This is a genomic window from uncultured Anaerovibrio sp. (assembly GCA_902786545.1).
Taxonomy (GTDB): domain Bacteria; phylum Bacillota; class Negativicutes; order Selenomonadales; family Selenomonadaceae; genus Anaerovibrio.
Map to the genome: position 1 here is coordinate 1 of CADACU010000016.1, position 15113 is coordinate 15113.

At 41.9% G+C, this 15113-nt stretch carries 9 protein-coding genes and 1 pseudogene; 3 read left to right on the forward strand and 7 right to left on the reverse strand.

The window, feature by feature from the left end:
* The first annotated feature begins 246 nt into the window (after window positions 1-246).
* Together thiD and QZV24_RS04555 are read left to right on the forward strand one after the other, a co-directional pair.
* Window positions 247-1032, forward strand: a complete 786-nt coding sequence (thiD, locus tag QZV24_RS04550) for a bifunctional hydroxymethylpyrimidine kinase/phosphomethylpyrimidine kinase (RefSeq protein WP_294520746.1) — start codon at window positions 247-249, stop codon at window positions 1030-1032.
* Between the two features lie 135 nt (window positions 1033-1167).
* A complete protein-coding gene (locus QZV24_RS04555; RefSeq protein ID WP_294520748.1) occupies window positions 1168-2952 on the forward strand; it encodes a M48 family metallopeptidase in 1785 nt (594 codons plus the stop codon).
* Window positions 2953-2991: 39 nt separating this feature from the next.
* Here QZV24_RS04555 and QZV24_RS04560 read toward each other — a convergent pair whose 3' ends face one another.
* From QZV24_RS04560 to QZV24_RS04585, 6 genes are all read right to left on the reverse strand, one after another.
* Window positions 2992-4635: a PcfJ domain-containing protein gene (locus tag QZV24_RS04560; protein ID WP_294520751.1), complete on the reverse strand. Its 1644-nt coding sequence runs from the start codon at window positions 4633-4635 to the stop codon at window positions 2992-2994.
* Between the two features lie 129 nt (window positions 4636-4764).
* Window positions 4765-5700 (reverse strand): hypothetical protein, encoded by a 936-nt coding sequence (locus tag QZV24_RS04565; RefSeq protein WP_294520754.1) that lies wholly within the window; start codon window positions 5698-5700, stop codon window positions 4765-4767.
* Window positions 5701-6270: 570 nt separating this feature from the next.
* Complete coding sequence (locus QZV24_RS04570; RefSeq protein ID WP_294520759.1) at window positions 6271-8709, reverse strand: PAS domain-containing protein; 2439 nt, start codon at window positions 8707-8709, stop codon at window positions 6271-6273.
* Between the two features lie 29 nt (window positions 8710-8738).
* Window positions 8739-10028, reverse strand: coding sequence for a histidine-type phosphatase (locus QZV24_RS04575; RefSeq protein WP_294520761.1), 1290 nt, complete (start codon window positions 10026-10028; stop codon window positions 8739-8741).
* A 1-nt stretch (window position 10029) separates the two neighbouring features.
* Window positions 10030-11151 (reverse strand): GTP pyrophosphokinase family protein, encoded by a 1122-nt coding sequence (locus tag QZV24_RS04580; protein ID WP_294520764.1) that lies wholly within the window; start codon window positions 11149-11151, stop codon window positions 10030-10032.
* A gap of 130 nt (window positions 11152-11281) precedes the next feature.
* Window positions 11282-12790, reverse strand: coding sequence for a methyl-accepting chemotaxis protein (locus QZV24_RS04585; protein WP_294520766.1), 1509 nt, complete (start codon window positions 12788-12790; stop codon window positions 11282-11284).
* A 232-nt stretch (window positions 12791-13022) separates the two neighbouring features.
* Between QZV24_RS04585 and QZV24_RS04590 the strand changes: the two genes are divergently transcribed.
* The gene (locus QZV24_RS04590; RefSeq protein WP_294520769.1) at window positions 13023-13376 is read left to right on the forward strand and encodes an Hpt domain-containing protein; all 354 of its coding nucleotides are present in this window, start codon (window positions 13023-13025) and stop codon (window positions 13374-13376) included.
* A 66-nt stretch (window positions 13377-13442) separates the two neighbouring features.
* Here QZV24_RS04590 and QZV24_RS04595 read toward each other — a convergent pair.
* Window positions 13443-15084, reverse strand: a pseudogene (locus QZV24_RS04595) (ATP-binding protein).
* Window positions 15085-15113 lie beyond the last annotated feature (29 nt).

The window sequence follows — 15113 nt, forward strand, 5'->3', positions numbered from 1 at the left end:
TTCATAAAGTCCGATATGTCCAAGTCCAGTACTCGGCCATAGGTTTTAAAATCCTCATCCAATACACTTTTCATTATTTTTGTTCACTCCTCCTCACTTTCTCCTATTTTTTATTCGCCAAAATATAATTCATTTCCTGCTGTATATGGGGAAAGTATTTAAGTTGCCAATCCGCTCCATCCGTTTTATACTTTTATTGTGAATTTTTAGCTTTGTTCTTTTAGATAGTTTCTAGGAGGTTTGCTTATGAAATCAATATTGACAATTGCCGGCTCAGACTCCAGTGGCGGTGCTGGAATTCAGGCTGATATAAAGACCATTACAGCTCATAAGCTGTTTGCCACTAGTGCCATTACGGCTCTTACCGCCCAAAACACCACCGGGGTTAGGGCTATACACGATGCTCCGCCGGAATTTGTCGGTCAGCAGCTTGATGCCATATTTGAAGATATCCGCCCGGATGCAGTAAAAATTGGTATGGTATCCAATCCGGAAATCATACAGGTTATTTCAGAAAAGCTCCGGGAATATGAAGCAGAAAATATCGTTGTGGACCCGGTAATGGTTTCCACCAGCGGCAGCCGTCTTATCACGGAAGAGGCCCAGGAAACCCTATTCCAGCTGCTGTTACCCTTGGCAACAGTTATAACTCCTAACATCCCGGAAGCAGAAATACTTACTGGCATCAAAATCAATAACGAGGATGACTTGCTGATTGCTGCCAAATCAATTGCGCCAAAGCTGTTTGGTGGAGTTCTGGTCAAGGGCGGTCACTTAACTGATACAGCTACTGATTTGTTATATCACAACGGCTTGGTTCATTGGTACACCCAGGAGCATATAGATAATCCCAATACCCATGGTACCGGCTGTACCTTGTCATCAGCCATTGCCTGCAATCTGGCCATGGGCTTTAATCTGCCGGATGCTGTGGGAAATGCCAAAAAATATCTCACGGGAGCTTTAAAGGCAGGATTGAATTTGGGCCATGGTTCAGGCCCATTAAACCATATGTACAATTTAAATAATTAGTTGTCATACAAATAAGCGAGAAAAATTTAAATTTTCTCGCTTAATTTGTATTTTATCCAAAAATAATACATTTTTAATGTATTGTTCGATAAAAAGTGATATGATGACTACCAGAAATAAAACGAGGTGATGGAATTGAAAAAATTCGATTTGAGAAAAAAGGTAATGTACACCCTAAGCACCGGACTGCTGGCGTGTACTTTTTCTTTTGCTCCCCTTTCTGCTCCAGCTGTAGCTGAGGCCGGCGGCTGGGATTTGCTCGGCACTGTCTTGGGCACAGTTTCCCAGGCCACTATGGAGTATGAGCAGGTCAGAACTTATTTGCTGAACTGGGGCAACAGCCCGGAAACCCAGCAAAAAACCCTTGATGAGACCGTTCAAAAATACGGTATTGATAACTCAGTTGAACACAATGAGCGGGTAAGTCGGGTACTTAACCAGCTTATTGACAAGGGGCATTATGCCATGGAGCCTAACAGTCTCCCCTTTAGATGGCGTGTTATCAATAATGATGAGTGGAATGCCGCCTGCTATCCCAATGATTTTATAGAAGTAAACAGCGGACTGGTGAAGGACCTGACCAATGACAATGAACTGGCCGCCGTAATGTCCCATGAAATGATTCACGGCTTGCATCAGCACATTGCCAAGGACGCACCAAAACAGGTTATTTATAAATATGGTGCATCACTATTGACCATGAATGCAGATATTATTCAGTCTACTTTAGGATCATATATAAGTAACTATGTAACCGTGAAAAATACTACTAACCTGTCGGAAGCAGATGCAGACGAATATGGTTTTTATCTGCACTGCAGTGCCGGATTTAATCCAGGCGGTTTCCCGGCCATGACTATGGATATGGCTAAAGGGGACACTTCTGACCGCAATCTTCTCAAGGAAATATTTGTAGGAGCATATAACCATCCTGATTCCCAGAAAAGATTTAACGAAGCGCAAAAACGCATGGAAGAATACGGCTATAATCATGTAAAGGTCAAAAATGGTTCAGATATTTTCATCGACGACAAGCACTTTATGACTGCTGCTGAAACGCCAGAGCTATCCGATTGGGAAAATGCCTATCTCATTGCCGGTGGCATTTGTAAAGGAATTCACGACTATTCAACTATTGAAGCCTGGGGTTTTGGTACACCTAATTTTCTCAACGAAAATGCTTATAAAGAGCTGAAAAATGCCCTCACCGATACCACCTTATCCGCTAGCCTTCAGACCATGCTTACTAATTCCTATTCCTTGGATTTACATGATAAGGAGCACCGTACTGCCAAAGCAAAGCTAAAGGAAGCTGAACAAGAGCGCAACGAAAAAATTTCTACCAAGAAAAATAAGGCAATGTCGCCTGAAAATGCATCAGCGTATAAGGATCACTTCGAATCGTACAATAAGCTTGGACTGAATGTATTGGCGTTTAAGGAAGCAGAGAAAGCCTATAAGGCTGATCCAAACAATTATATTTATAACGGCAATATGTCACGGGCTTACAATGCTCTTAACGCCGAATATCAGGAAAAAAATAACGCCTGGAACACTGAATATATCAACAAGGCAATTGAATACACTGATAAAGCCTTAAAAATCTGTGAGTCAAACTCTATAGATGATACTTACTGGCTCTACAGTAATATGGCTTACTATCAGATGCAGGCTCAAAACTACACTGATTCCAACAGTGCTGCCTTGAAGGCTATCAGTATAAAACCTGATGAAAAGAGCAATTACCGCTTTGTGGGATATAACAACTACAAACTGGGCGACAAAGGAACCGCCATCAAATATTATTCTCTCTACCTGTCCCACGGTGGTGATGCAGAAATGGTTCCATCTGATCTTTCGGCTGCAGTCAAGGAAACAAAGCCAAAAACAGTCACTCAAATATATGACGACAATGAATGATTGAATACATCTAAAAAATGGGCTGATTAGCCCATTTTTTTATTTTGCCGCTGCATATATCAAATCGTGATTGATACACCAGTCCGTTACTGCTTCCAGAACATCACCGGCAAGTATTTTATTATACTTACCATAAGCCTGCACCACTACCCCATTTATTACTTCAATGCAGGCCAAATAGTCCTCATCCTTTTGCAAATAGTAAATTGTACAGGCCCGTTGCGCCATTTTCGGAGTATACAGACGGAAAACGCAGTTATGCATATTATCAGAAATAGCATACATATCCTTGCCGGTGCGCGGTAACTTAAAGCTCCCCTGCGGGGTGTCATCCTCTCTGGCCAGCTCACCTTTGGTCAAGGTAAATTCCAACTCCAAAAGATGCTTATATTTGGCATTTTCCAGACCATTTACCTCCAAACGAATAAGGTAGTTGCGCAAATCATGGGCTTCCTGGGAAATTCCATTACGATATATTTCCTGAACGAATTCTTCCGGAAAATCATTATCCTGATAGTCCGCCAGCCAAAGCCTTAGGCAGTCATATTTATGATAATCAATATTAAGCAGAACATCACTTAGTATTTCTCCGGTACGCTGAGCTCCCCATTTGTCCAGCAGCCAAGTATACAGCAAATGCCACCCCACATATCTGGTATTATATTTATCTTTATCCCTGACAATGTATTCCTTCAAATTCTTTGCCTCGTAAGGTGTGGAATTATCCCACCAGAATTTATGTAACAAGTAGGAATTGCTTTTGAAATAAAACCCGCCATTTCGGTCAAGGCCCAAAAGATTAAGACTTACCCCCATCAATTGCTTACCTTCATAGAAATGCGGCCAAATATTGATATCATCCACCCCAATTTCTTTGAGGAAATAGCAGATTATCAGAGCCTCAGGATTATCATGGTAGACTTTTTTTAGGCCCTTGCTCTTGGGTAGCTGCAAATAATCGCAGACCAAATCAAAATTGGATTCATTTTTCCGTACCACCTTGTTGGAAAAATCAAAGCCCAGCATATCCACATACCAGCCCACATTTACATCCAAAGGATATTGCACAAAATATTTCAATAGCTTATCCCCCGGCATATTATCAGGTACCGTTGGTTTAAAGCCGAATTCCTCCTTGGCCAGCTCCTGTAAAAATTCCATAACCTTCTTAACTATAATATCTGGAATTTTCACGGAGAAATCGTAATTATTTTCTGTCCAGTCGTATTTATAATTAAAGGTATTATTACCTATCTCCACTTTGTCAGTTTTAGCCGGAATAGCCGTATATTTCCATTTGCCATAGTCCAGACGCAAAGAGAATTGCTTGGACACCTTGCTGAAGGGTTCTATAATGTATTCATCATCGTATGCAAGGCACATCACTTTCACATTAAAAGTATCCGCCAAAATAATAGCTGTTTGTTGCTCCTTATATAGTTGCACCCGCCATCTGGCCACCGCCTTGCGAAAATTTCCATATCTGCCGGAATAGGCCAAATCCAAATAAGACAGAAGTGTGTCTTCTGACATTTTTGCTGTTATACGGGCCAAGTCCCCCGGGTCAGTTTTGCTGCTGACGAATTCTATATGCATTTTTTCGATGTCATCCTTGACCCACTGGGCATCCGTATCCATCCAAGCCCGCTTGCTGCCGTCAAAAATATAATATGTCTGCTCCAAAATATCACTCCTATTTATCCATTCCCCATATTTATACTACATTTTTTGAAACAATCCTGCTAAAAAAAAGAGAAAGCAGATTTAAAAGTCTGCTTTCTCATGGAGATACCTTTGTAAACTATAACAATATCAGCTTGCCAGCTTAAAACTCTTTAAATTCATAATATTCTTGGGAAGTGGCAGGCTATCATAGGTACCCTTTATCTGGGTATAGAGCTCCGCCTTGCGCTGAGCCGTGGTCTCCGGTTTGCGCCATTCTTCATACAGAGTATGGGTAGCCCGGCTGGCCGCTAATGTTTCTGCGGAATGAACCTGTATTTCAAACTGCTGTCCAGATGGACTGGTGGCATTGAGATGTACCGCCTTATACCGGCCATCCTCATTGAGGTACTTGTTATCAACTTCATTTACTGTATAGCCCTTTTCCTCAAGCAGCTCCACAGTGGAACGAACCATATCCGCCATTTCATCATGCTTTACAACTTGGGTATAACGCAGCAAATCGCCGGTTTCCGATACATATTCGTAATCTTCCTTGGGCATTTCCCCGGCCTGCAAGGCCTTGTCGGTCTTTCGCTCAATCTTGCTCTTGACACTGGAGGCGGTTTTTACCGAATACTCCAGTCCATCCATAGTTGTTCCCAGCCGATGGGCAATATCCAACATATCAAGGGTAATTCGAGGCTCATTGGCTCGGGCCATATTATAGGCCACCTGTGCCTTGGTTTGGCAGCCCTCAAGAACATTATCATCCATGGAAGCACTGCCGGAAACCACTATTTTGCCGTTGCGGTTTCTATAAGGAATCCCCCCCAGGCGCATACCCTCTGTAATCATTCCGGCCTGCCCCAACAATCCGATACTGGCCGCTGAGGCGCTGTTTACATTGCCAAAGCTGCAGGTGAAGGCTGACCAGGCCACTACTCCGGCAATGAGCAATGCCTTTCCTCTGCCGATATTATCCATTCTGGTTATTTGCATTAACCGGGATAAATCATTTAATTTGGTATTTTTCAAATAACTCTTCACTTTCTTAGCATAATTATTGATTTCTTCACAATTCATATACAGCCTCACTCCTTTCTTAATCAGCTGTAAACAAGATGCATTCAGTTAACCCTGGACTTTTTTGACTACATTCAGTTGTTGTTTAAAGCTCCAACTGAGCAAGTCTCATTTAACTGTACTGCTCTCTATGGTTACACTATACCAAGTCAATCTGTAAAAATAGTGAAAAGTTAAATTCTAATCTAATTTTAACCTTAACTTTGCACAAATTGTGTAAAAATTCAAAATTTTGTTGCAAAACTGTTAACCCTATAATATAATATAGGCAAATAAGAGGTGTTTGATGTTTGCACCATCAGCTTTCGTGGAGGAAAGGATTTGGCTGGTGTTGATGCGCCGATTATATTAATCTCACTTTTGGTAACATGATATAGCAACAGTGTATTGAGGTAAGATGGTAACATTTGGATGATAACTTCATAACCCAATCTGACCACCGTGGTCAGTGATTAGTGTTTAGTTTAGTGCATAAGTTAAATTCCCAACTGGGATGTCCGACGACATCAAACACCTCTTTTCATTAGTTTAGAAAACCCTAGCAGATAATCTCTGCTAGGGTTCTTTGTTTTACTTTTTATTTTCCAATACTGCCGCAATGCCCTGCACTAAATCCTTTACATCGATTGGCTTTGCCAAATGTCCATCCATTCCGGCCCGCAGTGATGCCTTTTTATCTTCGTCAAAGGCGTTAGCTGTCATTGCCAAAATCGGAATATTGCTCTTGGCTTTATCCAGTAGCTTGCGTATGGCCATAGTAGCCTCATAACCATTCATATTTGGCATTTGAATATCCATCAAAATAAAATCATAATAATGTGCTGGGGATTTTGTCAGCATATCCACACAAATTTTCCCATCAGCGGCGTGTTCAACAACCATTCCCAGTTCATTCAAAATCTCGATAGCAATCTCGGCATTTATATCATTATCCTCAGCCAAAAGTACCCGTTTCCCCTTCAATACATCCGGCTTGTGTTCCTTCAGCAATGCCTGATTGAGTTCATCCGCCTTTTCACCAACACGATGAGGTGTAGTAATAATAAAAGTTGTTCCCTCACCCTTTTTGCTTTTTACTTCGATTGTTCCATTCAAAAAATCAACCAACCGCTTTACAATGGACATCCCCAACCCGGTGCCTTCTATATTGTTACCCAAGTTACTTTTCTCCCGGGCAAATGGATCAAAAAGCTTTGGTATAAAATCTTCACTCATACCTATCCCTGTATCCGAGATAGTAGTCTGATAGAATACCCAGCCTTCCTTATCACAAGGCAGCTCTTCGACAAAAAAGCTCACTGAACCACCTGTATTGGTGTATTTGTAGGCATTGGAAACAACATTAAGGAAAATATCCCTTAACTTGCCTGCATCACAATATACATATGGATGTTTGACAGAAATTTTCCGGGTGAATTTCAGGCCTTTTTTCTCCATCATCGGCATAAATACCGAATAAAGATAATCGGCAAACTGATAGGCATTCCAGACTGATTCCACCATTTCCAGGGTACCTTTTTCTATTCGGGCCATTTCCAACACATTGTCGATTATGGATAAAAGCACCTGACTGACTTCACCCATTTTAGTCAGATAGTACTGCCGCCTGGATGGATCCTCCTGATATTTTTCCAGCAAATCACGGTATCCCATTATGGCATTCATTGGTGTGCGAATATCATGGGACATATTGAACAAAAACGCCGTTTTGGCATGGTTAGCGGCTTCGGCCTGCTCCTTGGCTTCCTGTAAGGCAGCCTGTTTCTCCAGCTCTGCCTGTACAATATCAGTGATATCCCGAAAGCCAACTACAATAGCCGCATTACCGGTTTCATCCAAAATCCTAAGATAATTACCCTGATAATAATATCTTGTTCCATCATCATCCACCTGGGCATATCTGACACGGTACATTTCATTTTCACTTACCTGCTGCACCAAATTATCTAAGGAAGTGATCCGATGCATCCGCTCCCGGTCCTCTACAGCCACATATTTATCAATATAATAACTCAAAACCTGGTCATAATCGTAGCCTTCCGATAATTTGCTGAGAGCATCTACGGTATCGGCCCGTTTGCTGTACCGAAGAATTCTGAGCCGACGATTGATAACATCAATAATATTAACCGTCACAAACTCCCGGGAAAAAATCTCAAAAATTCTGGTCTGCAGTTCCAGAGCCTTCTGATTGGAAATATCCTTGGCAATACCCAGTACCTGTTTTGGCTTACCATCCCAGCCAAATACCCTACGGGCGGCCACCCGCAACCAACGAATAGATTTGTTCTTTGCATAAATACGAAATTCTTCTTCGTGAACATCTTTGGGATCAGAAATTTTCCCCAGAACATCCATAGCACGAACTACTTGTTCACGGTCATCAGGCACAATAGTATTAAACCAGGCTGGATAATTTTGTGGCAACTCAAAGGCATTGCTATATCCCAACATTTTCCAGTAGGCATCATTCCACGACAGTGCCACAATTTGACCATTATCATCGTAATCCACCCGAAATCTGGCTGACTCATTTAAATCATAAACCGTACCAAACCATTCGGCAGCATCAGCTTGTCGAGCTTTGACGGAAACATCCGGAATTTCTTTCTTCGTATTAACGGCTTCCTTGAGATGAGTAACATCGATAACAGCGCCATGCATTAAATATGGCTTGCCATTAGCCGTACGGATAAGAGTACCAATATCATTTACCCATATATATGCCCTGTCCTTGCGACGAATCCGATATTCTACATCAAGACCATCCGATTCCCCCAAACAAGCTACCCGTACAGCTTCAAACATTGAAGCAACATCATCCGGGTGCACATATTCAGCATAATCCTCCAAGGTATCAGGGAATTCCTCCCTGGTTTGAAACCCTAACATCTGGCGCAGCTCATCCGAATAATATATATCCCTCCAACTGCCATCTTCCGCTATATGGGCATACCAGGTGCCGGACCTTAAACGAATTTTCCCTATAGATATGTCTTTATCAAACATAATATCATCTCCACTATGTCGATAATATATTATTTTTCAGTATAATACTGGTATTTTTCCGATATATTCTTCAACAAGCTTTGAAAATCGCTGTAGCGGTACAGGCCATCGGCATTTCTTTCAATGGAAGAAAGCGTTATTTGATATCGCTTCGGCGGATTATTCAAATCCAAAATCTCACAGTTTCTTATCTGACGATCATTTTGATAAATCATATAAGCATTGATATAAAGCTCACCATCTTGCCCCCGCCTTTTTTCAAAGACAATTTTTCCGCCGATAGGAGCTTTATCAACAATAGTCTCCGGCACATGATAATCCCCAGCCCCCAAGACCGTCATCAGCATTATAAGGTTGGTATCATGACCGCATAAAAATGTAAATTTTTTATTGCTGTCCTGCAGTTCCTTGTCAATATAGTCCAAAATATTGTGGGTATTTCTGAGGGCTATGGCCGGATTTTCACAGACAATACCCAAGCCGGATGACATAATGTCACCGATATCTTTCCATTCAGTATCAGTAAGCCCTGTCCCCCAGTCGGCCTGTTTATTATCAGCAACCTCATAATATTGCATAATCAAAACATCCGACACCTTGTAGGCATCCCGAAGTGAACCGGAAAAGCTAGGTCGGTTTTTCTCTGCACCTTTCAATGATATTTGAAAATCATCCACTGACAAATGCTGTATCCCCTTTTCCCGGGCATACTCCGAATGCTGAAAATCCGTAACCTTTTCAAAGCTGGCCAACATTGTCTGGCTCTTGGCCCGAGAGCTTTCAAAATACTTTTCCGGAAAAGCTATACCCAACTCGTACAATCTTGGCGTATCATAAACTATTGGCTGTATGAAAAAAGGATCGGGCAAATCCAGGCCCAGCTTATGCTCTACCTGAACATCGGCTATCGGCAGCATTCCAACCGAAAAATATCTCGCTGTGGCGATAGTTCGTTGGAATGAATTGGCATAAAACGAAACCTCGCCGTCTCCCGGTATCCAGTTATCCGGAATTAAGCCCTCATCCTCTAAATAGCATTGAAAATACTGGCCAAAGGCAGTTTCGTTAACAGCACCCTTTAATGTCAGGTGCCCCGGTGGTATGGACCATTGGTGCCACTTATGGGGAGTAATCTTTTCAGCTATAGTTCCTCGCCCGGCCAAAGGGGTTCGTATCCCATGCCGACTCATAACCACTACCTGCTCCAGTGTATAGCCTTTATCGGTAAAACTGGTGGCAGCGTAGATTGGATTAAAGCCAATAAGCAGAACAAACAACCAAACAATTCCTGACACCAAATATTTAAACGACCATTTCATATTACACATCGCCCCAAATTCCGGTAACCCATTTATTATCTGACACAAGATGCAGCTTGCGGCTCATTTCAAACAGCTCATCCGTATCCTGCCGTATTTTCTCAATATTACCATTGGCACTCAACGCCATAAACCGGCTTATTTGCTCTCTGGTATATTTATTCTTGATAAGCATAGCCTGACAAAGGTTATTAAACAGCACATTAGTAGTGAAAAAATCCAAATTGTTCTTTTGAGTCACATATCGGGTGATTTTCAGCATAATGTCACTGTATTCCAAAAATGCACTATACAATTCGCCCAAATGGTTTACTCCCAACCAAGCCAGGCTCCGCAAATGACCATAGGCCGGGGTGGTGAAATACTCCAGCTGGGACGCTGTGGTATACATATCAATAAACTCGAAAAATTCATCGTTGGTGGTAAGATATTCGTTCAAGGTTACCTCATCAAGTGGCAGAGCATGAAATTCACCGTTGGCAATCTGTTCACTGATATCATCTTTATAACGCTGAATGCTGGCATTAAGTTCCACAAACTGATTGTCGGCAATCTCCAGTAATCCGGCAATCCGGGAAAACTCCCGCCGAATGGTACTAGGAATACCAAAGCTGCTTTTATAGCCCAAATCATGCTCAATTTCCGCCCAGGCATGCTGAAGCACAGTTCGTATCTGTATTTCACAACGGATTTTGCACAGCTCCTCCCGATATCCGTCCTCCGGCTTGAGAGATACCACATTATGCAATGATAAATAGCCAAACTGAGTGGCACTAAGAGCTTTCCGCTTATCAATAGAGTTGTATTCATCTATTACGAAATTTTTTTTCAATTCCTCGGCAATTTCATCAACAGTTACATTCAAATAGCAAATAATCCGCGCTGCACACAAATCAGTAATATCATATATTGAGGTGTATTTACCACTCTTTCGGCGCAGCTTTTCTGCCAGACTGTCCACGGTTTTGATGCGGTGACATACCTCCATGGTAAAAAAGCTATTCTTCTTGATCATATCTGTCAGTTTATTATGGAGAATTTCGCCTAATTCCTGATATGTTTCGATATTTTCCGAATAGGTTTGCAGTATGTCATTTTCCTGCTTTAGCAAATCCCCGTACATACAATCTGTCCCCCAAATGAACCAATTATCTCTAAAACCATATATTTTTCCACTTTAAAATATTTCTGCATTTATCTGCAAATTCCTTCAAACAAATTGGAGATGGAACCACCATCTCCAATTTTTATACTTATACCCTAAACTGACTTACAGCTTCCTTTAACAATTCGGCCTGAGCACTTAGCTCAACTGAGGCCGAAGCACTTTCCTCGGCAGTAGCTGAATTAGTCTGTACAACATTGGACACCTGTACAACACCCTGATTGAGCATCTGCAGGGAAGAATTTTGCTTCGCCGAAGCCGCAGCTATCTCGCTGACCAGTACGGCCACTTCACCTACCCCCTCCTTGATGCTGTGCAGGGCATTCGAGGTTTCATTAGCCAGCTTGGTTCCCATATTTACTTTATCTATCGACTCTTCAATAATATCAGTAGTCTCTCTGGCAGCTTTGGCACTTCTGGCGGCCAGATTACGCACTTCTTCAGCTACTACAGCGAAGCCTTTACCGTGCTGACCGGCTCTGGCAGCTTCTACAGCGGCATTCAATGCCAAAATATTGGTCTGGAAAGCAATTTCATCAATAACCTTGATAATCTTGGCAATACTACTGGAAGAATCATTGATATCAGCCATTGCCTTCAGCATTTCATCCATTCGTTTATTGCCAATCTCCGCCTTGCCATTGGCTTCACCGGTCAGACGGTTGGCTCGTTCCGCATTTTCGGCATTTTGGGCGGTTTGATTGGTAATCTCGGCAATTGAAGCTGACAGCTGCTCAACAGAAGCGGCCTGGGTAGTGGCTCCCTGGGCCAACATATTCCCTGAATCAGAAATATTTTTAGCTCCGGCAGCTACCTGGGAAGCAGACAAGCCGATGTTTTCCATAAGCTGATGCATGGTATTTTTCATCTGATTGGTATTACGGGCCAGCTCCGCCAATTCATCATTGCCTGTAACTTTAATATCTACCAAAGAAAGGTCTCCTCCGGCAATCTTTGACATAGTATTTGTCACATCATAAACTGCATTCATCTTCCGATTGATTATAAACACTGAGATAGCCCCCACCAACAGGAAAAGAATAACAGCTGCAAGGGTCATCTTAAACAGAAATTCCTGCTCCAAAGCGAAGACCGGTGCACTTGGTGCACCAACAAACAGCATACCAATTCGCTTGCCATTGCTATCGCTGATTGGCCGATAGCAGGTATAATATGGCACGCCAAGCACATCAGCCTGAACATTAGCCACTTCCCCTTTACCAACTACGGTTTCATATATACCTGTATTGGACTTGGTACCTACGGCCCGTTGCCCATCCTTCATAACTGTAGTAGAAACCCGGGTATCATCCTTGAACAGGGTCAGGGCCTCCCCGCCTGCCAACGCATCCAGTTCACCGGACAATCCCTCCATAAGGGTATCCCCTTTATATAGCTTGCCATTTTTTATGGCCCAGCTTCCGGGATATTTCACATCAATAAGCTGCTCAACCCGTTCTGATACATCAGCTACTTTACCAATATAAGCATCAGAAAAGCCGTCATCAGCATTGATGTAAGCAATAACTCCCAGCAAGATGCAGGCTATAAGCAAGCATCCATCAATAAATAATACTGCTTGTTTTTTTAAATTCATAAAATGACCCTCATTTCTTTCGAAAAATTTACCTCACTTTTGAATGAATTCCTGCATAGTTTTACCGTAGTTAAAATTCGCTATACTGCGGTAAAAATCCTTTAGGAATAACAAAAATATAAAGAAAATACAACCAAGAAGAAAAAGGATTTTTACTATGTCTTGTTGAATGATATTAGCAGTGGTTGATAATTTAGTATACAAAGCTATACGCTTTCCAGGAGGGATAGATATGACTGCAGAAGAATTTTATGCAATGATTGAAGGTAATTATGCTCTGATTCAAGGGCGTAAATGGGATGATACCAAGGTAAAACGGTTTGTAAAATTATTTTTGATGGACGAAAGCTACACCCAGCTTCAGGCTGCTTTAGAAGCCGGTGATGTGGAAGCGGCATTCAACGCGGCACATACCCTGAAGGGAGTTTGTGCCAATATAGCCTTTGCCAAATTGCAGGCGTCCGCATCAGCTGTTACAGAAGCCCTGCGGGCCAAAAATCTGGAGCAGGCCATTGAGCTGAATCCGCAAGTAAAAGAAGATTATGCGCAGCATATGGAATTTATAAAATTATTTGTAGAAGAATGATGTACTTACTCGCTTCCTACTATAAAGGAGTGGGCCTTCATCCAGATGATGAAAGGCCCATTCTTTTTATCCTTTATATACATTTACCAAGGTTGTTTTTAGTTTTTTCACATCAATAGGCTTGGCCAGATGACCATCCATCCCGACCTCCAAACACTTTTTCACATCATCTTCAAAAGCATTGGCCGTCACAGCATAGATCGGCATATCCATCCATTACCGGCATCATTAAATCCATCAGAATAACATCGTAGGTTCCCGGCGGATTTGTGGTAAAGCTTTCCACGGCTTCTTTACCATTTACCGCTATAGTAACTACAGCGCCAAAATCAATCAAAATTCTTTTAATGATTTCAGCATTGATACCATTGTCCTCTACTACCAATACCTTCATGCCGTTAATATCCGCCTTGCTGATATCAACTTTTTCCGGCAAATCAGCTTTCGTGGCAATTTCAAAGGGGATAACTATTTCAAAGGTAGTACCCAATCCCTCTTTACTGGTAACAGTTATGGAACCATGCATCATTTCTACCAGCCGTTGAACAATATACATACCAAGACCGGTCCCCTGATAGGTGCTGCGGGCACTGGCGTGCTCCTGAGTAAATGGCTCATACAAATGTTCCAAAAAGGTTTTACTCATACCAATTCCCGTATCAGAAATAATGAATTTATAGGTAATGGTGGTATCAGTTTTGTCCACCAATTCTTTCCGTACGGAAACACTGCCACCTGGTTTGTTGTATTTTATCGAATTGCTGTAGATATTCAGGAACACCTGCCGCAAATGCAGTGGACTGCCAAACAGATAAAGTTTATCACTGAAATCACTGATTTCATTTTCCGAAATAAAGGCTATCCCCCGTTCTAAGGCCTGTTCCTTGGCTACTGTCTCAATGTCATCCCCCAAAGCTCTAATATTAAAGGCTTCATGCCCCAATATTACCTTATCCACATTCAGCTTTGTAACCTCCAGAATATCATTGATAAGTTCCAGCAAATGATCAGCAGCCACACGGGCCTTTTCCCGATTTTCATCCACCATTTGCCGATTATCAGGATGATTTTTGCTCAGCTCCAGCAACCCGATGATACAATTCAACGGGGTGCGGATATCGTGGGACATACTGGTCAAAAAGGCATCCTTGGCTGCGTTGGCTCTTTTTTCATTTTCCAGGGCCAGCTGCAGCTTATTATTCATCCGTTCTTCGTTTTTGACCTGTTCAGTTACATCAGTGCAATATCCTGATATGTAGCAAACGCCCTTTTCATCGGTGTGAATTGTTCCACCAGCTCGTAAATTTATCTTGCCCTTGCCCGGATGATTCCAGGTTAGCAACCGGGTCATTAAACGCCCCTGAAACATATCATTATAGTCTTCCTGTTCAATATCAGAGTAATCCTCCAGGCGCTCATGATAATAGGTATACACTTCTTCCGGGGATAAATTTTTCTCTTTAATCCCCAAAATTTCTTTTATTTTATCATCTATCACCATTTTATTTTGGCCGTTGGCATACATATATATTTTCCAGATTCCGTAACCGGCATTAGCCAAAATATCCAAATCCTCAGCCAGAGCTTTATTTTTTTGGGTTAATTGTTGTATTTCGGTATTCTGCTGAAAATTATCTTCCTCCAAATTGCGCTTATTCTGTTTACTCCAACGATGCTGAATGATTATATACGCCAAACACATACACATTGCTTCAGCAAAAAACAAAGTAATAGCAC